The 22,676-nt window shown below is 62.4% G+C and carries 24 protein-coding genes; 17 read left to right on the top strand and 7 right to left on the bottom strand.

What is annotated here, in order from left to right:
- Positions 1-35 precede the first annotated feature (35 nt).
- The 4 genes from P9292_RS37175 to P9292_RS37160 all read right to left on the bottom strand — a co-directional run bounded on the left by P9292_RS37175 (position 36) and on the right by P9292_RS37160 (position 2,985).
- Positions 36-575, bottom strand: a complete 540-nt coding sequence (locus tag P9292_RS37175; protein ID WP_309846388.1) for a cytochrome b — start codon at positions 573-575, stop codon at positions 36-38.
- The gene (locus tag P9292_RS37170) at positions 572-1,624 is read right to left on the bottom strand and encodes a catalase family peroxidase (protein WP_250467756.1); all 1,053 of its coding nucleotides are present in this window, start codon (positions 1,622-1,624) and stop codon (positions 572-574) included. The genes P9292_RS37175 and P9292_RS37170 overlap by 4 nt, the downstream gene beginning before the upstream one ends.
- Positions 1,625-1,782: 158 nt before the next feature.
- Complete coding sequence (locus P9292_RS37165) at positions 1,783-2,562, bottom strand: alpha/beta hydrolase (protein ID WP_309964511.1); 780 nt, start codon at positions 2,560-2,562, stop codon at positions 1,783-1,785.
- 75 nt (positions 2,563-2,637) lie between these two features.
- The gene (locus P9292_RS37160) at positions 2,638-2,985 is read right to left on the bottom strand and encodes a DUF4148 domain-containing protein (RefSeq protein WP_244831897.1); all 348 of its coding nucleotides are present in this window, start codon (positions 2,983-2,985) and stop codon (positions 2,638-2,640) included.
- A 465-nt stretch (positions 2,986-3,450) separates the two neighbouring features.
- Here P9292_RS37160 and P9292_RS37155 point away from each other — a divergent pair, with 465 nt between their 5' ends.
- From P9292_RS37155 to P9292_RS37130, 6 genes are all read left to right on the top strand, one after another.
- Positions 3,451-3,837, top strand: coding sequence for a response regulator transcription factor (locus P9292_RS37155; protein ID WP_244831896.1), 387 nt, complete (start codon positions 3,451-3,453; stop codon positions 3,835-3,837).
- A gap of 125 nt (positions 3,838-3,962) precedes the next feature.
- Complete coding sequence (locus P9292_RS37150) at positions 3,963-5,792, top strand: PAS domain S-box protein (protein ID WP_309964509.1); 1,830 nt, start codon at positions 3,963-3,965, stop codon at positions 5,790-5,792.
- Positions 5,776-6,450 (top strand): response regulator, encoded by a 675-nt coding sequence (locus P9292_RS37145; protein ID WP_309964508.1) that lies wholly within the window; start codon positions 5,776-5,778, stop codon positions 6,448-6,450. The genes P9292_RS37150 and P9292_RS37145 overlap by 17 nt, the downstream gene beginning before the upstream one ends.
- 163 nt (positions 6,451-6,613) lie before the next feature.
- On the top strand, positions 6,614-6,832 hold the full coding sequence (locus P9292_RS37140) for a hypothetical protein (protein WP_309964506.1): 219 nt from the start codon (positions 6,614-6,616) through the stop codon (positions 6,830-6,832).
- A gap of 84 nt (positions 6,833-6,916) precedes the next feature.
- Positions 6,917-7,309, top strand: a complete 393-nt coding sequence (locus P9292_RS37135; RefSeq protein WP_250493806.1) for a DUF3331 domain-containing protein — start codon at positions 6,917-6,919, stop codon at positions 7,307-7,309.
- A gap of 745 nt (positions 7,310-8,054) precedes the next feature.
- Positions 8,055-8,795, top strand: a complete 741-nt coding sequence (locus P9292_RS37130; RefSeq protein ID WP_309846373.1) for a Crp/Fnr family transcriptional regulator — start codon at positions 8,055-8,057, stop codon at positions 8,793-8,795.
- 18 nt (positions 8,796-8,813) lie between these two features.
- Here P9292_RS37130 and P9292_RS37125 read toward each other — a convergent pair whose 3' ends face one another.
- Entirely contained in the window at positions 8,814-9,875 is a 1,062-nt protein-coding gene (locus P9292_RS37125) for an Ldh family oxidoreductase (RefSeq protein ID WP_309846371.1), read from the bottom strand.
- Positions 9,876-10,238: 363 nt separating this feature from the next.
- Between P9292_RS37125 and P9292_RS37120 the strand changes: the two genes are divergently transcribed.
- From P9292_RS37120 to P9292_RS37075, 10 genes are all read left to right on the top strand, one after another.
- A complete protein-coding gene (locus P9292_RS37120; RefSeq protein WP_244831890.1) occupies positions 10,239-11,333 on the top strand; it encodes a sugar ABC transporter substrate-binding protein in 1,095 nt (364 codons plus the stop codon).
- A gap of 72 nt (positions 11,334-11,405) precedes the next feature.
- The gene (locus P9292_RS37115; protein ID WP_244831889.1) at positions 11,406-12,980 is read left to right on the top strand and encodes a sugar ABC transporter ATP-binding protein; all 1,575 of its coding nucleotides are present in this window, start codon (positions 11,406-11,408) and stop codon (positions 12,978-12,980) included.
- Positions 12,981-12,991: 11 nt separating this feature from the next.
- Positions 12,992-14,011, top strand: coding sequence for an ABC transporter permease (locus P9292_RS37110; RefSeq protein WP_250468124.1), 1,020 nt, complete (start codon positions 12,992-12,994; stop codon positions 14,009-14,011).
- Between the two features lie 22 nt (positions 14,012-14,033).
- Positions 14,034-15,485 (top strand): aldehyde dehydrogenase family protein, encoded by a 1,452-nt coding sequence (locus P9292_RS37105; RefSeq protein WP_309964503.1) that lies wholly within the window; start codon positions 14,034-14,036, stop codon positions 15,483-15,485.
- 13 nt (positions 15,486-15,498) lie between these two features.
- Complete coding sequence (gene xylB / locus P9292_RS37100; protein WP_250468126.1) at positions 15,499-17,028, top strand: xylulokinase; 1,530 nt, start codon at positions 15,499-15,501, stop codon at positions 17,026-17,028.
- Positions 17,025-17,726 carry an HAD-IA family hydrolase gene (locus P9292_RS37095; RefSeq protein WP_250468127.1) on the top strand — a complete coding sequence of 234 codons (702 nt, stop codon included), beginning with the start codon at positions 17,025-17,027 and terminating at the stop codon, positions 17,724-17,726. The genes xylB and P9292_RS37095 overlap by 4 nt, the downstream gene beginning before the upstream one ends.
- Complete coding sequence (locus P9292_RS37090; RefSeq protein ID WP_244831884.1) at positions 17,726-18,571, top strand: MurR/RpiR family transcriptional regulator; 846 nt, start codon at positions 17,726-17,728, stop codon at positions 18,569-18,571. The genes P9292_RS37095 and P9292_RS37090 overlap by 1 nt, the downstream gene beginning before the upstream one ends.
- 20 nt (positions 18,572-18,591) lie before the next feature.
- A complete protein-coding gene (rpiA, locus tag P9292_RS37085; protein ID WP_244831883.1) occupies positions 18,592-19,356 on the top strand; it encodes a ribose-5-phosphate isomerase RpiA in 765 nt (254 codons plus the stop codon).
- On the top strand, positions 19,353-20,114 hold the full coding sequence (locus P9292_RS37080) for an SDR family NAD(P)-dependent oxidoreductase (RefSeq protein WP_250468129.1): 762 nt from the start codon (positions 19,353-19,355) through the stop codon (positions 20,112-20,114). Before rpiA ends, P9292_RS37080 begins: the two co-directional genes overlap by 4 nt.
- 31 nt (positions 20,115-20,145) lie before the next feature.
- Positions 20,146-21,534, top strand: a complete 1,389-nt coding sequence (locus P9292_RS37075) for an FAD-binding oxidoreductase (protein ID WP_250468130.1) — start codon at positions 20,146-20,148, stop codon at positions 21,532-21,534.
- Positions 21,535-21,938: 404 nt separating this feature from the next.
- Here P9292_RS37075 and P9292_RS37070 read toward each other — a convergent pair whose 3' ends face one another.
- On the bottom strand, positions 21,939-22,199 hold the full coding sequence (locus P9292_RS37070; RefSeq protein ID WP_309964500.1) for a PAAR domain-containing protein: 261 nt from the start codon (positions 22,197-22,199) through the stop codon (positions 21,939-21,941).
- 7 nt (positions 22,200-22,206) lie between these two features.
- A complete protein-coding gene (locus P9292_RS37065; RefSeq protein ID WP_309964498.1) occupies positions 22,207-22,476 on the bottom strand; it encodes a hypothetical protein in 270 nt (89 codons plus the stop codon).
- Here P9292_RS37065 and P9292_RS43385 point away from each other — a divergent pair.
- The gene (locus P9292_RS43385; RefSeq protein WP_409015560.1) at positions 22,423-22,539 is read left to right on the top strand and encodes a SymE family type I addiction module toxin; all 117 of its coding nucleotides are present in this window, start codon (positions 22,423-22,425) and stop codon (positions 22,537-22,539) included. The two genes, P9292_RS37065 and P9292_RS43385, sit on opposite strands and share 54 nt — an antisense overlap.
- Positions 22,540-22,676: the final 137 nt, after the last annotated feature.

The raw sequence follows: 22,676 nt of genomic DNA, 5'->3' as shown, positions 1-22,676 counted from the left end.
CCCGCCATCATACAGAAGCGCCGCCTGTGTACGCGTCAGCGATCGCTCCACGGCGCCATTGCCTGAAACACGCCGTCGCGCCGCACGAGCGCATGAAACAGCGCCGCCGCGAGATGCACGACGATCAGCGCGAAGAAGCAAAGCGCCAGGTACTTGTGCGCGTCCCAAAGCAGCGAATGCAGCGAGTTGCTATGCGGAAGAATGGAGGGCAATCGCACGCCGAACACCACGACCGGATAATCCGCCGCCGACAACATGCCATAGCCGATGAGCGGCAAGCCGATCATCAGCGCATAAAACGCGAGATGCGAGAGGTGGGCGGCGAGCTTCATCGGCTCCGGCATATTGGCGGGCAACGGTGGCGCGCCGCGCAAGAGCCGCACGACCAGCCGGATCAGTGCGAGCACGAGAATCGTCACGCCGAGCGGCTTGTGGATCGACACCAGCGTGAGATAGTCGGGCCGCACGGTGGACACCATGCCGACGCCGATGAACAGCATTGCCAGAATGCAAATCGCCATGAGCCAGTGCAGCGCGCGTTGCAGGGGCGAGAAGCGTGTGTGGATCGTGCTCATTGATTCGCTCCTTGCGCCGGTTGATGCGGATAGTCCTTGTCCTCCGCGGTTCTCCGGTTGAACGACACCGAGTAGGCAGCCGAACGCGCGGCAGGGAACGGATCGTCGGAAACGTGCATGCCGGGCGGAAGCACCACCGGATCGAAATTCAAATCGCGGCATGGGCCATCCGGTTCGGCCTCGATCGCGGTAACGACCAGCGTGCCCGCTTCGACCTTCTGGCGATCGTCCGGCCACGCCTTGCTCGGGTCCGCCGTGGGGTCGCCGGGATTGGCCACCGTCACGACCATGGTCCAGCGTTGCGGCCCGCTCTGCACGCGCTGCGTGATGTCGGCATCGAGAAAGTTCGCGCCTTTCTGCTTCAGCTGATCGCCCGTCAAGGTCTCGGGCTTGGCCACCGGCACGAACGACCAGCGCACGACGCGGTCTTGCCCGGAGGCGTCCGTGAAGACGAAGCTATTGAGGCTGTTGTACTGATCGTCCGCGAAGGAGCCGGTGAACGGCGCGCTCGACGCCCATTTGCCGAATGCGCCGATCTCCGGATGCGCGGCGGCGAACTGCTTCATCGCGTCAGGATCGTCCTTTCGGGCGGATGCGCGCTGCAGTTCATAGAACGCTTCCGGCGTGGCGACGGGGAAGAAGGGCGCGTCGATCATCGCGGAGCGCCACTCGCTGTGGTCCGGCATGACGATTCGCAAGCTCAGTCCGCGCACGCGCGCCGATGAATCGGCGGTCTTCGGGTCGGGCGTCGCAAGGTTGAATCGGCCGGTCACGGGGTAATTGCCAGGCGCGAAAAGCTGCGCCTTGGATAGTGAAGCCGCGCCGCCATTCGACTCGAAGTTGCCAGTGAAGCAGACGCCCTTCGCATGGTTGCGTCTGAAGCCGAGCGCGGGTCCGCCCGGTGGCGCGAGGCTATTGACGATCTTCGCAGGCGTGAGTCGCGTAGGCGACAGCCAGCCGGCGGTGTACGCGAACGCGGCGACCACGACGGCCACGACGATAGCGATAAGAATGAGCGGGCGTATTGGGGATGCGGGTTGTTCAGCCATCGGATTCTCTCGATCGGTGGTTTGGCTGGCCCCTAATTTAACAGCAGAAGAAAAACCGCGCCTGAATCCTGCACAGTCGCGGCTCGTACGCCATGCAAAAGACATCGGCACCTTTGAAGTGTCGATGTCTCGTCTATCCAAGGTCGCGTTATTGCAGGTTATTGCGCGTGCTTCGCGGCGTCCTCGATCACTGCGGCCACCTTAACCGGCTGCGATTCGTACACCGAGTGGCTCGCGCCCGGAATCACGGTCATGTGGCTATGCGCGCGCTCGTAGTACCAGCGCTCCAGATCCGGATTGATGATCTTGTCCGCGCCCGCGACGATGCCCCAGCTCGGCTTCGTGGTCCACGCAGCGGACGTGAGCGGCTCCGAGAAGACTTTCGCTGCGGTCAGCATTTGCGAATGCGCTTCGAAGGTCGCTTCCTTTGAAGAAAGATCGGCGGCAAAGTCCTTGGGAAACGCGGAAGGATTCAGGAACGTATAACCGTCGCTTGTCTTCTGGATCGCGCCGGCCTGCTTCGAGGTGAAGCTCGGCTTGCCCTTGCCGAGCGTGCTTTCGTCCTCGCCGACATTGGGCGCATGCGCGGCCACGTACACGAGTCCGACCACATCCGGATGCTCGCCTGCCTCGGTGATCACCGAACCGCCATAACTGTGTCCGACGAGGATCGTCGGTCCGTGCTGCAAGTCGAGCACGCGCTTGGTGGCGGCGACGTCGTCATCGAGCGAAGTCAGCGGCTCCTGCACGATACTGACGTGGTAGCCGTCCTTCTTCAGAATGTCGTAGACCGGCTGCCAGCCGGAACCGTCGACCCAGGCGCCGTGCACGAGCACGATGTTCTTCACGGGCTTTTCGCCTTGCGCCATGACGGGCGCCGAGGTGAGAAAAGCGGCGGATACCGCGAACATCGCGGCAGAGAGCAACAGGTTTTTCATGTGGAACTCCGAGTGGCATTCAGTACGCGTGTGCGGTCCGGCATGCCGCAGTGACCGGCGCCGTACCGCTTGGCTTTAGCTGCCGAAATACGGCACGCAGTAGTCCGCGGGGCCGACGCAGTTTCTGGAAGCGGCGGACACCTTCGAGCCGCTGGCGGACGCACCGGTCAATGCCACGCCGCCTACATCGCTCGTGCCGTGCGTGGCCGCGTAGCTCGCCGCGACCTTGGCTTCGGCTGCCTGGATGTCTGCGGGGTAGGTTGCGTCGTCGTTCACTGCGGGCTTGTACCCGGCCTTCTCCAGGCGCACGAGATCGGCGCGCACTTCGGCGCGCGTCACCGGCTGATTCGACTGCGCATACGACATGGCGGGAGCGGCAACGGCGCTGACTGCGAAAGCGAGACTGACGAGAAACTTGTTCATGGTGATACTCCTTTAAAGGCTCGGCGTTTCCGTGTGGAGCCGAATGACGTAATGGACAGATGGCATTACTTAGGAAGCCGATTCACTGGCTTCGCATACGATGAGGTCGTCTGCTTGAGCGGTGAGGCTTTCGTTGCTGCGACCTTGGAGTAACTTTATGTCCGGATGCGCGGTGAGCCTATCCCTACGTGCGTTCGCTCATGCGGCCGTTAGAGATGACGCGCCTAAACCTTTGCATGAGTAGTCGGCACGGCGTCGTTGCCTGCGCCGAATGGTTAGGCCGCGCGTATGAAGCGGTATGAGACGCAAGGTTAAGCGGCTCATACGAAGGTATTAGACCGGCTTCGTCTCATACATAAATATGATTTTCACGTCCGATGCTTTTACTTAACATGGCATCACGGTCGACGGCCCGCCGCCTGGTTTATCGCCGCCACCGCACACTAGGCCCGAGGACTTTGTTGCGTGTTCAATAACCCAGTCGTTTCGATCATCGACGATGACGAATCCGTCCGCATCGCGACCTCAAGCCTGGTTCGCTCGCTTGGCTGGGAGGTTCGGCTCTACGACTCCGGCGAAGCGTTCCTGAATTCGGGTTCGATCGCGGATGTCGCGTGTATCATTTCGGATGTCCAGATGCCAGGCATCTCGGGCGTGGAGATGTACCGCAGACTCGTCGATCGCGGCGTCGCGCCACCTATCATCTTCATCTCCGCGTTCGCTTCGGACGCCATGCGCAAACAGGCGCTGGACGTCGGCGCGCTGTGCGTGCTCGGCAAGCCTGTCGACGGCGCACAGGTAATGCACTGTCTCGACGACATCCGGGCCAGCGGCGCTGGCGCTCATCCTTGAAGTGGCCCGCTTTCCGGGCTCAGGCTCTCTCGTCCTATGAAAGATCCGCGCAATGTGAATCTGGGCAGTCCGTTACTCGGGCCATCGGGCATGAATGAGCGGCCGCTTTCCGCAATGAGGCCGCGATGAAGCTCGACCAAGCAGCCGAGCAGTCTTTCCTCGGCAATCCCACCACCCTCAAGGCGATGGCCACGGTAGTCGGCCTCGCGGTGTTTCTCATCGACGCATTCACGCCGCTCGATATCGCCATTGCCGTGCTGTATGTCGTGGTGGTGCTGCTCGTGGCTTCGGTCGCATCGCGGCCTGTCACGATTGCAGTCGCGTGGGCCTGCGTCGCGGCGACGGTGCTCGGCTTCATGCTCTCGCACAACGCGCAGGACCCTGGCAGTTCCATCGCGCGTTGCGGTGTGAGTCTCATCGCCATTCTGACCGTGTCGTTTCTCGCGCTGCGCAATCAGACGAGCACCGCCACCTTGCGCAAGCAGGTCGAACTGCTCAATCTCACGCACGACGCGGTGGTCGTGTACGACATGGACGACCGCATCACGTTCTGGAATCAGGGCGCGGAACGGCTGTACGGATGGACTTCCGAGCAGGCTATCGGTCAGCCCATTCACGGACTCACGCAGACGGATGCGGCCATGCCCGTCGACGACATTCGCCGCGAAACGCTTTCGCGTGGGAGCTGGCAAGGTGAACTCAAGCGCGTGAAGAAGAGCGGCGAGACGGTGGTCGTGTCGAGCCGCTGGACGCTTTCGCGCGACAAATGGGGCAAGCCGCTCGCCATTCTCGCGACGAACAACGACATCACCGACGCCAAGCGCATGGAAGGCGAGCTGTTGCGCCAGAAGAACGAACTGCGCGCGACCATCGACGCCATTCCCGGCATGGTGTGGAGTTCATCGAACGATGGCCGCCTCATTTATCTCAACCGCCGCTGGAACGAGTACGGCGTGAAGCTCGCGGACGACGGCCACGACATCTGGCAGGAGATCGTGCATGCGGAAGACTTCGCCGCGTTGCAGGCCGCGTGGCGCGAAGCGCTCGCCACCAGCAGCGGCTTCGAAGTGACGGCGCGCATCCGGCGCGGCGACGGCGTGTTTCGCTGGATGCACATCGGTGCCGCGCCGCTGCGCGATTCCGAAGGCAATCTCGTGCGCTGGTATGGCGTGAACACCGACATCGAGGAACGCAAGCGCGCGGAACAGGCGCTCGACCGCTCGCGCTCGGAACTCGCGCATGTCACGCGCGTGACGACGCTCGGTGAGATGGCCGCGTCGATTGCGCACGAAGTCACGCAGCCGCTCGCCGCCATCGTAACCGCGGGCGACGCCGCGTTTCGCTGGCTCAACCGTCAGCCGCCGAATGTACACGAGGCGGTGCAGTCGATCAGTCAGATGACGAGCGACGCCAAGCGCGCGACGGACATCATTCGCCAGATTCGTTCCATGGCGCAAAAGCGCGATCCGCAACCCGCGCTGGTCGATCTGAATATGATCGTGAGAGAATCGGTCGAACTCGTGCGGCGCGAATTGCAAAGCCAGCGCGTCGAGCTTTCCGCTACTTTTGCCGAGCCCGCGCCAGTGGTTTGCGGCGACCGCGTGCAGCTTCAGCAAGTCGTCATCAATCTGCTGATGAACGGCGTGCAGGCCATGTCCGGCGTGAGCGGACGCAAGCGCGTCATGCGCGTCGCCACCCGGCTCGCGGACGAGCGTCACGCGCAGCTTTCGGTCGAAGATTCGGGCATTGGCATCAGCGAGAAAGATGCGGGCTCGCTCTTCAACCCGTTCTTCAGCACCAAGAAAGATGGCATGGGCATGGGGCTGTCGATCTGCCGATCCATCGTCGAGGCACACGGCGGCCGCATCTGGGCCGAATCGCAGGAAGGTCAGGGCGCGTCGATGCAGTTCGTCTTGCCGCTCGAAGAGGAGACATGCAGTGAGCCACGAAACTGAGGAAGGCGCGAGCCAGTCGATCGCCTACGTGGTCGACGACGACGACTCCATGCGCACCGCGCTCACCATGCTGCTGCGCTCGGTCGGCCTGCAGGTGCAGGCGTTCGCGTCCGCGCAGGAGTTCATGGCCTTCGACATGCCGGACGTTCCGAGCTGCCTCATTCTCGATGTGCGCCTCAAAGGGCAGAGCGGGCTTGCCGTGCAGGAGCAGATTGCGGCGGGCGACCTTTCCGTGCCGATCATCTTCATCACGGCGCACGGCGATATCGCCATGTCGGTGAAGGCGATGAAAGGCGGCGCCATCGACTTTCTCGCCAAGCCGTTCCGCGATCAGGACATGCTCGACGCCGTGGCGAACGCGCTCGCGAAAGACGAAGTGCGGCGCAACGAAGACCGCTCCGTGGCGGACTTGCGCCGCTGCTACGCTCGCCTTACGCCGCGTGAGCGCGAGGTGATGGCATTCGTCGCGAGTGGTCTGATGAACAAGCAGATCGCCGCCGAGATGAACCTGAGCGAGATCACGGTGAAGATTCATCGCGGTGCGGCGATGAAGAAGATGGAATCGCGCTCGCTCGCCGACTTCGTGCTCAAGGCCAAAGCGCTCGGCGTGAAGCCATCCGCGTCCGCGACCACGCCGTCGCGCGTGCAGCGCACCTGAGCATCAACCACACTAAACCTTGATATAGGTTGTCCAAACCTTTCAGCGACGCCGGCAACCCAAGGTACGGCTAGTCGCAGCGGGTCCGTTTGATTAACTTTGATGCATGGGTTCCGGTCTTCCGACCGAGCCGGCAAGCCTCAAGGAAACGAACGGATTCGCCATGATTCTCTTCCAGCAAACTTCAGGCAGCGGCGATGCGCGTCACCGCATCGCGAAGCGCGCACGTCATTCGGTGCGGTGCATCGAACAGGCGCGAGAACTGCTCTTCTTATCGCAGCACATCATCGATATCGCGCTTTCGTGCGGTATTCGTTTTCAGCCTCGTCACACCTCGGCATTCAAGCGAACGGTCAGCGCCACGTTATCAGCGGGCGCGTGAAGACGCGCGCTCTGGTCTGACGTTTCATGCGCCATTTGCAAATTCTTAAACGAGCAGGTTCATCCATTTTTGAGGAGTCAGACCATGCAGGCAAGCGCGAAGATCATGGACCCGTGGGCACGGACCATTTTCATGCTGGGCGTGAAAACAGAAGACGCGAGTTTGAGCGGCATCTTGAAGAAGCCGCCCGAGCGTCTGACCAAAAGCGATCTGCTGGAAAAGCGCGGGTTGTCGATCAGCCTGATCGAACGTCCTTCGTCGACGACGGCGATCATCGCGTGGCGCGATTCCACGCACTGCTGTTATGGCGATCAGATGTGGCGCGTCTCGCATGCACGCACCACCGGCGTCTGCGCAATGAGCGGCCAGCCGGTATTGATCGGCGACGCGGTGTATCGGCCGAGTCGGCGCACCGCGCCACGCAACGCCCACGCGATGATTCTGGCATCGGTTCTCGAAGGCGAACTGGTGGAGTGAGCAACATGGACGCGCGATGCCGATTGGACCTTCGCGCTTCGACAAAACCTTGCTCTCCTCAAAGTGGTTCAGTCTTGAACACTTTTTGCCGATATTGCGGAAGAGCCGCAGCGCTCTTGTGCGCGATGCAACACTTTCAGCAATTTCGCTTGCGGGCCGCCTGGCATCGTTCACAACCCGCCAGGCAAACGGTCGAAGTCGCGCCGAGCGCGCCTCACCGGGCTATTGGCCGCATTCTTGCTCGTGCTCCGCGACTCGCGCCTTCGCGGAGTGAACAGGTTTGCAACATTTTTGGCCGTTCCCGCTGACGCGTGCTTCCAGGCACGTTTGCATCGCGCGCAATCTACGTTTGATAAGGTGAAACGCGCCGGAAACCTAAGCCCGGCAAGGCATCCCACAGACGAAAGCCGTTTCGGCCGGTGGTGCCCCGCCATTTGCGCCCCTTCAGCAAATGTTCAGAATTGAATCAAAAATGCATCGCGCGCTTGGCCGCCGGCCGCGCATCTTCCGTGCATCGCCGTCTATGCCTTATCGGACATAGATCGGACACTTCCTGGCACGTCTCTCGCTTATGTACGACAAAGCACGAACATCACTGTAGCCGGTGACGGCACGAAGCGGCGATGCAAGGCTCACGGGGCTGGCCCCACATGTTTCGATGTACGCCACCAGATGCGCTCACGAAACCTGCGAGCGGACCAGATAAAAGTACGGCGCGAAAGCGCTCTTATAAAGCGAATAAAAAATGTTGACCCTTCAATCCGATCTGCATGGCAACCATCTGCTGGCCGCACTTCCGACTCAGGAATGGCAGGCTCTCGCTCCCCATCTGGAACTCGTCCAGTTGCGCACGGAGCAGTTGCTTTGCGATTCCGGACAACGCATTCACCACGTGTACTTCCCGACCACGGCTATCGTCTCGCTTCTGCATACGATGGAAGACGGCGGCTCGGTGGAAGTCGCGGCAGTGGGCCGTGAAGGCATGACGGGTGTTCCGGTGCTGACGGGCGGCGACACCATGCCGACGCGCGTTCAAGTGCAGTGCGCGGGTTTTGCGTATCGCATGAGCGCGGGCGCATTGCGTGAACACTTCGGCAAGTCGGACTTTCTGCGTCGTGTGATGCTGCTGTATATGCAAGCCCTGCTGACGCAAGTCGCGCAAACGGCCGCTTGCAATCGTCACCATTCGCTCTCGAAGCAACTGTGCCGCTGGCTGCTGATTCAAACGGACCGCACCCCGTCGGCTCAGTTGCGCGTGACGCAGCAAATGATCGCGGACATGCTCGGCGTGCGTCGCGAAGGCGTGACGGAAGCCGCAGGCAAGCTGCACGACGCGGGTCTGATCCACCACAGCCGTGGCTGTATCAAGGTGCTCGACCGCGCCGGTCTGGAAGAGCGTGCGTGCGAATGCTACGGCATCGTCAAGCGTGAATTCGACCGGATGCTGCCGCGCGCCGCCCGCCAGAACGAAGCGACGTTTGCCTGAACGACGCGTCTCACGCGGTCAGTCGCGCGCCACGATCTTCACGTTGGCTTCGGCGGCGACCGCATCCAGCCCGGCGATGGTATCGGCGGGCAGCCACAATCCTTCTTCGAGTTGAGTCTGCTGGGCGCGCGTTTCTTTCTCGCCCGGATAGAACACTTCGTCGACACCCTCGGCGGGCGGCGCGGCCTTGAGCGCTTCCACATAGCGCTCCATGCGCGCGTTGAACTCGTCGAGCGGCTGAAATGCGGCGACATTCAGCGCGATCATCAGATGCCCCGCGCGGCTGCGATTCACCGGATCGTACGGACCGTGCACGTCCGTCAGACACCCGCTGCCCGAGAGGACGCCGGAAAGCACGTCGACCATCGTGCCGATGGCATACCCTTTGTGCTCTGCCATCGGCAGGATGAAACCTTTGAGGCCTTCCACAGGGTCGGTCGTCGGGCGGCCGCGTGAATCCACGGCCCAGCCGAGTGGAATCGGTTCGTGACGCATCTGCGCGAGAAAGATCTTGCCGCGCGCGACGCCCGAGTTCGCCACGTCCATCACCATCGGTTCATAACGTCCGGCGGGCGCGGCCACGGACCACGGATTGGTGCCGATCATCTTCTTGAGCCCGCCCCACGGCGCCATGTTCGGGCCGCCGTTGGTCATGCACAGCATGATGCAGCCGTCTTTCGCCGCCATCCGCGTGAAATACATGCACGTGCCGAAATGATTAGAGTTGCGCACCGATACCGCACCGATGCCATGCGCCTTCGCGCGGCGGATTGCGTCGAGCGTCGCCGCGCGTCCCACCACCGGACCTATGCTGTCGCCGCCGTCCATGACCGCGACGGCGCCTGCATCGACGGGAAAACTCAGGCTGGTCGACGCCTTCATGGCGCCCGAACGCAACCGCGCGTAGTACCAGCCGAGCCGCAACACCCCATGCGACTGATGACCCCAGAGGTCGGCCTGCACCATTGCATCGGCGGCGACGTGCGCGTCCTCGGTGTTCGCGCCCACGCTTCTATAAACCTCGGCGACGAACGCGCGCAAGGCGTCCGGATTCACGCGATAACGCGTGGCGTCGTTCATGTGGTGTCTCCTTGAGTGAGCAAGCGTGCTGGTCTTATCTCTACCAGCTTCAGCTTTCGCGCGCCCTGATGCCTTCGTCGGCGAAATGAAGGGTTGCCGTAGTCCGTTCGCTCGACATCATGTCAAAAAATAGTAACGCTACGTTTGCAACGGACACTTTATTTGCGCTGAAAATTCGCCGAAAGGCTTGCTGCACATAGTATTGCAGCGCGTCAGCTAGTAAACCCTATCTTGTCGCCCGCCCACAGCGTTTTGTATATTTTGTTCGTATTACTACGGTCAAAAAGAAATTTACTACCTGACCCAAGGCGCAAGTCCCGTGGCGAATGTCGCTGCCATATCGGTGTTGAGGAGACAACAACTATGGAAGAAGCACTGGAAGTCGCATCGCGTAGAAAGTTCCTGGCGGGACTTGCCGCCACGGCCGGTTCGGTCGCGCTTTCGTCGGTCTCGGGCAAGGCTTTCGCCCAGCAGAAAGTGTTCGTTCCTTATAGCAACAAGAGTCTGGATTACTACTTCTTCGCCACGCAGCAGGAAGCGGTGAAGCGCGCCGTCGAAGCGAAGGGCTGGACGTTTCAGGCCGTCAACGCCAACTTCAGCAACACGACGCAGCTCGAACAGTGGAACAGCCTGATGTTGAAGAACCCGTCGGCGATCATCGCGGACCCGATCGACAGCCAGGCTATCGTCAGCGTCATCAAGAAGTACAACATGAAGAAGATCCCCGTCGGCATTATCGATACCCCCGCGCTCGGCGGCGATGTCGCGGTGACGGTGGACTTCGACAATCATCAGGGCGGCATCATGGCGGCGGAAGCCATTGTCGGTCTGCTCAAGAAGAAGCACGGGTCGGCGAAAGGCTCGGTGCTCAACTGCTACGGCGCGCTGCAATCGGTGGCGTGGCGGCTGCGCAAGGAAGGCTTCGAGGAGACGATGAAGAAGTATCCGGACGTCAAGCTCATCAGCCGTCCGACCGAAGGGCTTCTGAAAAACATGTTGTCCGTCACGCTCTCGACACTCTCCGAGTATCCCGATCTCGATGCCGTCCACGCGCCGAGCGATTCGCCCGCGCGCGGCATCGTCACGGCCTTGCAGCAAAAGGGCAAGTGGAAGAAGGTCGGCGAGCAGGGACACGTGATCTTCGTGAATATCGACGGCGAGCCGGCCGCGCTGCAATGGATCGCGGACGGCTACATGGATGCGGTGGTTTCGCAAGACCCGATCGCCTACGCGCAGATCACCGTCGACATGCTCGACAAGTATTCGCTGAAGGGCCAGCCGGTGCCGCTCGGGCCGTATCAGAACAGCCAGTACTTTTGGGAGAAAGCGCAGATCACCAAATCGGAGACCGGCCCGAGTCTCGTGATCCAGCCGTTTATCGTCGATGCCTCCTCGGTGAAGGACAAACGCCAGTGGGGCAACATCGCCTATAACGAATGGGGACTGCGTTACTCCTGATGCACCGGTGATTCACGTTGAGCAGGGCGGCGCGCGAGCTTCGCGCGCCATCGCCAAACGGAGGTTCGCTTCATGGCGGATATGAGCAGCAACGAGTACATCCTGAGAACGCACGATGTCGTCAAGCGCTACAAGGCGGTAGTCGCGCTGGATCGCGTGTCGGTCAACATCCGGCGCGGCACCATTCACGGTCTGCTCGGCGAAAACGGCGCGGGCAAATCGACGCTCGTGCGGCTCATTTCCGGCCAGACGGCGCCGACCGAAGGCAGCATCACCTTCGACGGCGAGGACATGCAAGGCTCGGACGTCAAGCAGATGGAAGCGCGCGGCGTGTTCCTCGTGACGCAGGAACCGATGATCGTCGACTCCATGTCGGTCGCCGACAATCTCATGCTGGGCCGCTGGCCCGTCAAGCGCGGCCTCTTGAAACAGGTGGACCAGCGCGCGCAGATGCAAAGCGTCGAGATCGCGCTCGAAGGAACGGGTTTCGATCCACGCATGCCCGCGCGTTTGCTGTCGGCGGTCGCCAAGCGCAAGCTCAACATCCTGCGTGCGCTGCATAGCGGCGGCAAGCTGCTGATTCTCGACGAACCCACGACCGCGCTGACGCTCGCCGACCGCGAGCATCTGTTCGACTTCATGCGCAGCCTGAAGGCGCGCGGCGTGACCTTCGTCTTCATCTCGCATTACAACGAAGAGATTCTCGATATCTGCGACGGCGTCTCCGTGCTGCGCAACGGCAAACTCGCGGGCGAGCACGACGACCTCTCGCAGATCGACTCCGACGGCCTGTCCGAACTCGTGATCGGCCGCGACGTGCCGCTTTTCTATCGCGACCGCGAAGCCACCCGTGCACGCGGCGCAGGCGACGCGGCGGGCGCCGCGTGGCTCGTCGAAGACCTGGTCGCACCGGGCGTGGACGTGGAGCGCTTCTCGATTGCGCCGGGGGAGATCGTCGGCTTCGCGGGCTTGCCGGGATCGGGCGCGAAGGAGTTCGCGCTGGCGCTCTTCGGCCTGAATCGCGCAAAAAGCGGTCGCGTCTCGCACGACGGCCGCACAAGCGTCATGCCGAATCATCCGGGTCCGGCGTTCGAGCGCGGCATCGCGTATTTGTCGGACGACCGGCATCGCGATGGCCTCGTCGGTCTGCAGAGCATCGCGCACAACATCACGCTGTCGAGTCTCGCGGATGTCTCGCACGGCGGCGTGATCGACGCGGGCGCGGAACGTCACGTCGTCAAACGCTATTTCGAACACTTTCGCGTGAAGGCGGCCACGCCCGAAGTGCTGCTCGGCACGCTCTCGGGCGGCAATCAGCAGAAGGTGTGTCTCGGCCGCGTGCTCGCCACGTCGCCGCGCCTTCTGATTCTCGATGAACCCACGCGCGGCATCGACGTCGGCGTGAAGGAAGAAGTCCACCGAATCATCGATACGCTGACGCGCGAAGGCCTCTCGGTGATCGTCATCACGAGCGATCTCGACGAGATGGTGCGCATGGTGGACCGCGTCTGCGTGTTCGTGGGCGGGCGCATCGAGCGTGAATACACGGGCGCGCAGATAGAGAAGGACGCGATCCTGCAATCGGCGTTCAACGTCGAAACCGCGTCGGTACAAACCGAGCCGGAACCGCTCGCGAGCCAAACATGAGGAGAGAGTCCATGCAATCAGGTAGCGATATCACGCCGGCGCCGGCCACGTTGTCGAAGGCGGGCGCGGCGCCGGGCACGAAGCGCAGCAGAGCGGGCGTGCAGTGGGTCTTTCAGAACGTCGTGTGGCTCTGGCTCGCGGCGCTCGTGATCGTGTTCGGCGTACTCAATCCGTTCTTCTTCACGCTCTCGAATCTGCAGAACGTGCTCGTGCAGGCAACCGTGCTTGGCTTGCTCGCGCTCGCGGTTTCGTTGCCGCTGATGGTCGCGGAAATCGACCTCTCGATCGCCAGCAACATGGGCTTTTCGGCGGCCATCGGCGCGATCGTTTCGACGCGGCTCGGCTTGTCGCCCGCTGTCGGCGTGCCGGTGGGCATCGCGGCGGCGACGGCTATCGGTTTTTTCAACGGCATGTGCGTGACGCGCCTCAAGATGGTCTCGCTGATCCAGACGCTCGCCGTGATGATCGTGCTGCAAGGCTCGCTGCTTGCGGTCACGCAGGGCAACACCATCTCCGATATGTCCGCCGGCTATATCTGGATCGGGCAGTACACCATCAACAACTGGCCGGTCATGCCTATCGTGTTTCTCGTCGTGCTGCTAGGCATGGGCTTTTTGCTGCGCAAGACCGTGCTCGGACGTTATCTGTATGCGACCGGCGGCAACGCGCTCGCGGCCAACTCGGCGGGCATTCGCGTGAATCGCGTGAAGGTGATCGCCTTTACGTTGTCGGGCTTTCTTTCGGGCGTCGCGGGTTATCTGCTTGCCGCGTGGCAAATGGCCATTACCTCGGATCAGGGCGAAGGCTTCCTGCTGTATGCGATTGCCGCGCCGATCATCGGTGGCGTGAGCGTGTTCGGCGGACGCGGCGGCGCGCTCGGCATTCTCGGCGGCGTGCTGCTGCTCACGGTGATCCACGTTGGTCTCGCGATCACCGAAGTGCCGTCGTTCTACGTGCAGATGATCGGCGGCATTCTGATTTTCGTCGCGGTGGCCGTCGACGCGATCCGCGTCAACTTCGTCTCGCAATAAACGCATTCACCACTTTTTCGCCATGACAGAACCACGACACTGCGAGATGTATATCGATGGACGCTTCACGAAAGAAGGCGTGAGCGAATGGATCGACGTAACGAATCCGAGCACGGAGCAAGTCGTTTCCCGCGCGCCGGATGCGAGCCAGGACGTGATCGATTCCGCAATCGAAGCCGCCTCGCGCGCGTTCAAAACATGGCGGCGCGTGAATCCGTTCGAACGCTCGCGCCTGCTGCACGCTATCGCCGATGAAATCGCGAAGGACGAACGCGCGATCGCCATGTCGATCACGGTGGAAATGGGCAAGCCATTGGCCGAAGCACAAGGCGAAGCGCGCAAACTCGCGAAGGCGTTTCACTATTACGCGGAAGAGGCGGTGCGTATTTATGGCGAAACCATTCCGAACGAAGAGGATGGCTTCGTCAGTTTCGTGGAGAAGGAACCGGTCGGCGTGGTCGCGGCCATTGCGCCGTGGAATTATCCGGTCGAACTGATCGGCTGGAAGCTCGCGGCTTCGCTGGCGGCGGGTTGCACGGTCGTCGTGAAGCCTTCCGAGTACACGCCTTCGAGCGCGGAAGCCGTGTTTCGCTGCGTGGATCGCGCGGGCTTGCCAGCGGGCGTCGCCAATCTGGTAATGGGCGCGCGCGAGGCGGGCAAGCGGCTCGTCGGGCATCCGCGTATCGATAAGGTGGCGTTCACGGGTTCGGGCACGGCGGGCGAGGACATCTATCGCACGGTGCGCGGCATCACAGGTCTGTCGCTGGAACTCGGCGGCAGTTGTCCGCTCATCGTGACCGCGCATGCCGATATCGATCTCGCCGTCGCGGGCACGTTGCGGCGCGCGTTTCGCAATGCCGGGCAAATCTGCATCTCGATCAATCGCGCGTATGTGCAAGAGTCGGTCTACGACGCGTTTCTCGCGCGGCTAACCGAAGGCGCGAACAAACTCGTCGTCGCCGATGGCGTGGCCAACGAACGCGCGGATATCGGACCAATGGCCACGCGCGCGGGCGTCGTCAAGGTAGAGCGGCATCTGGACGATGCACGCGAGCGCGGCGCGCGCATTCTCTGCGGCGGCGGGCGTCCTTCCGCGCTCGGTTCCGGCGCGGGCCTGTTTCTCGCGCCGACCGTCATCGCCGATGGCACGCCCGAGATGCTCGTCATGCACGAGGAAACCTTCGGCCCGGTGATCGGCGTTGCGCCCTACAAGACGCTCGACGAAGCCATCGATGCAGCCAACGGCACGCCCGCCGGACTCGCGGCCTATGCGTACACGGAGCACGTCAAGGAGAGCTTCACGCTTTCGCGCGAACTCGACTTCGGCAACGTCGCCATCAATCACGTCGATGCGGGCATCATGAACGCGCCCTACGGCGGCCGCAAACAGAGCGGCACGGGCTACGAGCACGGCCGCGAAGGCATGGAAGGGTATCTGCATCTGAAGCACGTGCGTTTGCGACACGGCGCCTGAGCGGAGAGCGACGATGGAACGCTATCTTCTCGGCATCGACGTGGGGACGTCCGCGTGCAAGGTCATCGCGGTGGATGGCAACGGGCGCGTGGCGGCGAAGGCGCTCGCGTCTTATCCGCTCGTCTCGCCGCGTCCGGGCTGGGCGGAACAAGACCCGGAGCACTGGTGGCAGGCCACGCAAAGCGCGCTGGCCGAAGTGCTCGCCGCGCTGCCGGATCGCCGTGCGGTGGCGGGTATCGGCCTGTCGGGTCAGATGCATGGTCTTGCCGCGCTCGACGAAGCCGACAACGTGCTGCGCCCCGCGATTCTCTGGTGCGACCAACGCGCGGCGCCCCATTGCGATGAGATCACCGCGCGCGCGGGCGGTCTCGACGGCTTGCTTGCGATGGTTCAGAACCGCATGCTGCCGGGTTTCACTGCGGGCAAGCTCCTGTGGATGCGCGAGCACGAGCCCGAACTCTTCGCGCGCATGAGGCGCATGCTGAACCCGAAGGATTATCTGCGCCTGCGTCTGACGGGCGAACATATCACCGATGTTTCCGATGCATCCGGTACCGGCCTCTTCGATGTAAAGCGCCGCGCCTGGTCGCAAGCGCTGCTCTCGCTGCTCGACCTGCCCGCGAGCCTCGTGCCGGAGGTCGTGGAATCGACCGAACGCGCGGGCGTCTTGCGGCTTGAGCTTGCGCAAGCGTGGGGCCTGTCCGCCGATACACCCGTCTTCGGCGGCGGCGGCGATTCGGTAATCCAGACCACGTCGATGGGCGCGATCGATACCGGACCGCTCGGCGTGACCATCGGCACGGCGGGTATCGTCGCGGGCGGCATGCGGGAGTGTCCGGTGGCGACAGGCCAGTTGCAGATTTCGTGCGGCAACGCGCCGGGCCGCTGGCATGTGATGGGCGTGACGCTGTCGGCGGGCGGCGCGTTCGAATGGCTGCGCGGTGCGCTAAGACGCATGACGTCCGCGCTGTCGTTCTCGGAGATGACCGATCTCGCCAAAGCCGCCGCGCCCGGATCGGACGGCTTGCTGTTCCTGCCTTATCTGCTTGGCGAACGCTGCCCGCACGTTGCCGCCGACGGCCGTGCCGCGTGGATCGGCCTCACCTCGATGCACGACGCCTCGCACCTCGTGCGCAGCGTCATGGAAGGCGTGTTGTTGAACATTCGCGCCATCGCGGCGCTGGGGTCAAGCGCAGGCCTCGCCTGCGACGAAGTGCGGGTGTCCGGTGGCGCGACCGCCGAACCCTTCTGGCTGCGCCTGCTTGCCGACGTGCTGCAACGCGAAGTCACCACCGTCACGGGCGCGTCGGAAGGCGGCGCATACGGCGCGGTGCTCGCGGCCGGCGTGGGCGCGGGCTGGTGGACCACGCTCGACGAAGCCGTCAGCACCTTGCGCGTGACGGAGCGCATCAGTCCCGACGCGCGGCTCGGGCCGCTCTACGACGCACGTTTCGAAACCTTCCGCACGCTGTACGACACGTTGCGCCCGGTCTATGAGCGTATCGCAGCCGAACCCGCCTACCCGGAGAGCACCAACCGATGACCGTCAATCTCGCGGAAGTTCCTGTCGATGCCATCGTGTTCGACCTCGATGGCACGCTCGTCGACACGGCGCCCGATATCGCCAACGCGGTGAATCGTCTGCTCGCGACGCATGGCCTGCCGCCGCAGACGGTGAGCTTCGTGGCGCAGTACATCGGCGAAGGGTCGTTCGGGCTGATCGACAAGTTGTACAAGGGCTTGGGTCTCACGCTCGATCATGATCGCGTAAGCGCCGACGTCGAAGCGTATTTGTCCATTTACAAGCAGCACCCGGTTGGCGAAGCGACCGTGTACGCCGACGCGCTCACCGCAGTTCCCGCGCTGCATGCGGCGGGCATCAAGCTCGGCGTATGCACGAACAAGGCACAGCATCTGGCGCAGGCGGTGCTCGCGCATTTCGGCATCGAGCAGTACTTCAGCTCGGTGATCGGAGGCGATATGCTTGCACAGAGAAAGCCGCATCCCCGGCATCTGCTCGCGACGCTCGAAGCGCTCGACGTCGCGCCCGAGCATGCGCTCTATATCGGCGATACGCGCATCGACGCCGAATGCGCCGAACGTGCGCAGGTGCGTTGCCTGATCGTCAACTGGGGCACGGGACCCGACGTTCCCGTCGCCGAGGATGCCCGGCTCGACTCGTTCGCCGATCTAGTAACAAGGTGCGCCGCGCTCAATGCGTCGCGCCTGCCGGGAGCCTGATGAGAAACGACCTGTTGCGGCGCATTGCGCTCGAACACCCTGCGCTGACGGGCGCGACCTTGCGTATCGCCGATGTCTTGCTGGGCGCGCCCGAAGCCGCGCTCAAGATGAGCATGGCCGAGTTGTCCGAAGCGGCGCAGACGAGCGACCCGACCGTGGTGCGCTTTTTCCGGCGCTTCGAGTGCGCGGACTATCAGGACTTCAAGGTGCGTCTGGGCCAGGGTCTCATTCCGCAAGCGCCCTTCGATTACGAAGCGATCACCAACGCCGACGCGCCCGAGAACGTCTGCAACAAGATCATCAACAACTCGTTGCACGCCATTCAGCGCTTCGCCAAGGATGTCGATGCGAGCGCCATCGAGCGCGCGGCCAAGTATCTGATCGAAGCGAAGGGCATCTTTCTGTTCGGCCTCGGCATCTCCGAAACCATTGCCTTCGATGCCGAACACAAGTTCTTTCGCTTGGGGCTGCATTGCCGCGTAGTGCTCGAAAGCCAGCGTCAGTTGCTGCTCGCGCCAACCTTGCGCAACGACGAAGTGGCCGTGTTCTTCTCGCATTCCGGCTCGACCAAGTCGCTCGTGATGGCCGCCGCCATGGCCAAGGGCAAGGGTGCAATCACCATCGCCATTTGCGCGCCCGGCTCGCGGCTCGCGCAGACGTGCGATCTGACCATTGCCGTGCCCGCCTATGAGAACACCGAGCTGTACACGCCGCTCACGGCGCGGATCAACCATCTGCTCGTGGTGAACATGCTCGTGGCGATGCTCGGCCTCGCTCAAGGCCGCGAGTTGCCCGACAATCTCGCCGCGCTCGACCCGTGGTTCACCGACAAATTCATGGACTAAGCAAGTCAACGGAGACGCAATTGGCTACGTATATCGAACCGGGCTATGCCCAGCTCAAACCCGCATCGAAACAGGACGAAGCGAAACTCGTGTCTGGCAACAAGGCGGTCGATCACTATCTGAAGCCGGGCATGAAGGTGGGTCTCGGTTCGGGCACGACCTCGCACTGGTTCGTGCGTGCGCTCGCGCCGCGCGTGAAGGACGGGCTGGATATCGTCGGCGTGCCGACGTCGAACGCCACGCGTGAGCTTGCGCTCGAACTCGGTGTGCCGTTGACCGATCTAGGGCAGATCGACCGGCTCGACGTGACTATCGACGGCGCGGACGAGATCGATCATCAGGGCAGCATGATCAAGGGCGGCGGCGCGTGTCTTCTGTGGGAAAAGATCGTGGCGGCGGCATCGCGCAAGATGGTCGCTGTCGTCGACGATAAGAAAGTCTTCGATACGCTGGGGCGCTTTCCCTTGCCTATCGAAATCATCCAGTTCGGCTGGCAGAGCACGGAGCGTTTGCTGCGCGATCTATTCGTCTCGGCGGGCTTCGACGAAAGCGTGCGTATCGAGCGGCGCGTGAAGAATGGCGAACTCGTCGTCACCGACAGCGGCAACTGGATTCTCGACTGTCATCTCGAAGCCATTCCCGAGCCGCTCGCGCTGTCGCCGCGCTTCAACGCCATTCCGGGCGTGGTCGAACACGGCCTCTTCACCGGCATTGCAAGCGAGATGATCGTCGGTCACGCGGATGGCACGGCGGATATCGTCGTCTTCGAAGGAGCGCGCACATGAGTTCGACACTGGATGCCTTCCGTCTGGATGGCGATGTCTGCGTGGTGACGGGCGCGGCGCAAGGCATCGGCTTCGCGATTGCGACAGGCTTGAAGAGCGCGGGCGCGACGGTCGTCGTCGCGGATCGCGATGAAGCGCTCGGACAGAAGGCCGCGCAGGAAATCGGCGGCACGTTCGTCGCACTGGACGTGACGGATTCATCGTCTGTCGATCAAGCCTTCGATACCGTCGTCGCGCGTCACGGCAAGCTCGACGTGCTCGTGAACAACGCGGGCATCGTAAAGAATGCCTCCGCGCTCGAAACCGACGATGCCGCCTGGCGCGCGGTGCTCGCGGTCAACCTCGACGGCGTGTTCTATTGCTGCCGAAGCGCCGCGCGGCACATGACGCGGCAGAAGTCCGGGCGCATTGTGAACATCGCGAGCATGAGCGGGTCGATCGCCAACAAGCCGCAGCCGCAGGCGTCGTACAACGCATCGAAGGCGGGCGTGATTCATTTGACGCGCTCGCTCGCGGCGGAATGGGCCGCGGATGGCGTGCGCGTCAATTCGATATCGCCGGGATATGTCGGCACCGAACTCACCAAACGCGGCTTCGAAAACGAAACGTGGCGCAAGGTGTGGATCGACGGCACGCCGCTCGCCCGCATGGCGACGCCCGATGAAATCGCGCCCGGCGTGGTGTTCCTCGCTTCGCGCGCGAGCGCCTTCGTGACCGGTTCGGACCTCGTCATGGACGGTGGCTACACTGTCTGGTGATCCGCAAATACAGCATGGAGACGAGCATCAAATGACCGCACGCGAAGCAGTGAGCGCCTTGCGCGAAACCCTTGGCGCGGAAGTCGTCGCGTTGCCCGAAGAGTTCGGCGACCGGCGCGTCGTGGACTGGAGCGGGTTGCCGGGCGCGACGCCTTCGGCCATCGTCCGGCCGCGCAACACGGAGGAAGCCGCCAAGGCGCTCGCTCTCTGCACGAAATACAAGCAGGCGGTCGTCACGCAAGGCGGGCTCACCGGGCTCGTGGGCGGCGCGAACGTGCTGACGGACGAAGTCGTGCTCAGTCTCGACCGCATGAACCGCATCCTCGAGATCGATGAAGTCTCCGCGACCATGACGGTGGAAGCGGGCACGCCGTTGCAAGTGGTGCAGGAAGCGGCGAGCGCGGCGGGCTTTTACTTTCCGCTGGATCTCGGCGCGCGCGGCAGTTGTTCCATTGGCGGCAATCTTGCCACCAACGCGGGCGGCAACCGCGTCATCAAGTACGGGATGATGCGCGATCAGGTACTCGGCGTCGAAGCGGTGCTGGCGAGCGGCAAGGTCATCGGCGACTTGAACAAGATGATCAAGAACAACAGCGGCTATGACTTGCGGCATTTGTTGATCGGCAGCGAAGGCACGCTCGCGATCATCACGCGTGTCGTGCTGCGATTGCGGCCGAAGCCAACGGCGACCGCCACCGCGTGGTGCGGCTTGCCGGACTTTCGCGCGGTGACCACGCTGCTGACGCGTGCGCAGGCGGGGCTGGCTGCGGGGGTATCCGCGTTCGAAGTGATGTGGGCGGGTTATCACGATGCCGTTATCGGCAACCTCAAGAACCTGCGCGCGCCGCTCGCGGATGCGCATCCGTTCTACGTGCTGCTGGAGAGCGTCGGCACCGATCCGGTCCGTCACGGCGATGCCTTCGAAGAGTTTCTCGGCGCGATGCTGGAAGACGGCGTGGTGACGGACGCCGCGATTGCGTCGTCGGAAGCGCACGCGCGCGACTTCTGGTCGATTCGCGATGCGCCCGGCGAGTATCAGCGCTTCATTCCGAATCACGCGGCGTACGACGTGAGCTTTTCGATCGCGCAGGTGGGCGATGCCGCGCAAAAGTGCGAGGCGCGTCTGCGCGAACGCTGGCCGCAAGCGCTCGTCCTGACGTATGGGCATCTTGGCGATGGCAACATTCATATCGTCGTGGACGTGCCGGGCATGGGCAAGCACGATCACGACGAGATCGACAGTGTGATCTACGACGTGACGCGCGAGTTTGCGGGATCGATTTCGGCCGAGCATGGAATCGGCGTGAAGAAGCGGCACTTCTTGCCGCAGAGCCGTCGCGAGACCGATCTCGAAGCCATGCGCGCGATCAAGGCGGCGCTCGATCCGGATGGGATTCTCAATCCGGGGAAGGTGATTTAGGGCTTTGTTTGGCAGTTCAGACGGTGGTTTGGGCAGATCCGGGGAATCGGTTATCTTGCCCGATCGCAATTAATACGTTCGACGTGATTCCGCCGTTTAGCATGAACGTGACAACGGCTACTTGGTGCCATGAAGTCGCTCGGGTCTATCGGTCGTGGATGCAGACTTATCGGCTTCCATAAGTTTTGGCGGCCGCGCGTCGTAGTGGCAATCTTCTGGGGCCTGCTTGCCGACCTTGCGAGCACTGAGCGTTCCTTTGGGTCGCGCTCGTAGCGTGTCTCGACACCGGCTTCCGTTGATGCCGCCAGCCGGCGGCATCGTCCCGCAGAAATAGTTGATGTCGCGCACGTAAAACCCGGTCTGCTCGTACCTGCCCGAGCGCGTGATCTCACGATCAGAGCTAGTCAATCAATCGAGCCATGATCGCCCAAGGCAATTATTCGACTACCGCACGCTGTCAGATGGTCATCCAGCGCAACGTGTTTGCCGTTGGTGTCGGTGAGCATGTCCGAGCCTTGAATGATCGGATTGACGCCGTGTTCGGGACATGACACGAGATCGCCCACTCGTGCGCCTTTGCGTCCGTCGATGTCCATCGTGTCTGATCCGGTGATGATGCGGCCGCCGTGGGTGGTGCTGTCGCCTATGCAAGCAATTGATGTCATTTTGTCTCTAACTTAGATCAAGAAAATCGTCATGGTCGGCATAGTGATTGAGGCATTGAATCACTTCCTCCGTGGTCGCCTTTGGCTTTTGCTTATGGGCTAAATCAACAACCGCCTGAAAATTCTCGCCAAGGTAAAGAAAGGCGAGGCTGCGGTCGTTCACTTGGTCTGGCAACTTCCCGAGCCGCCGCTTTATCCGTGGCTCAAACTCGACGGGCGATGGATCGAGCACGCCGGATTCAGAGCGGGGCAGCGCGTCAAGATCAATGTTGAACACGGGCGGCTGACTATAACAGCCGATGAACGAAGGGCCGCAATGCGGCCCTTCTTATCAGCTTAACCGGAACACCTGCGCCAAGGAGAGTTCGTCTTCGTCCTCTATTTCGGTGATCAAGTAATTTGGAGGTAAAGCTGATCGAACCGACTCGTAGAGGTCAATGGTTGTATTTGTAACCTCTAGAAGCAGTGCATTCTCGC

The organism is Caballeronia sp. LZ001, assembly GCF_031450875.1.
Classification (GTDB): domain Bacteria; phylum Pseudomonadota; class Gammaproteobacteria; order Burkholderiales; family Burkholderiaceae; genus Caballeronia.
Note: the sequence above shows the minus strand (reverse complement) of the source record. Positions and strands in the feature narration are given on the sequence as shown.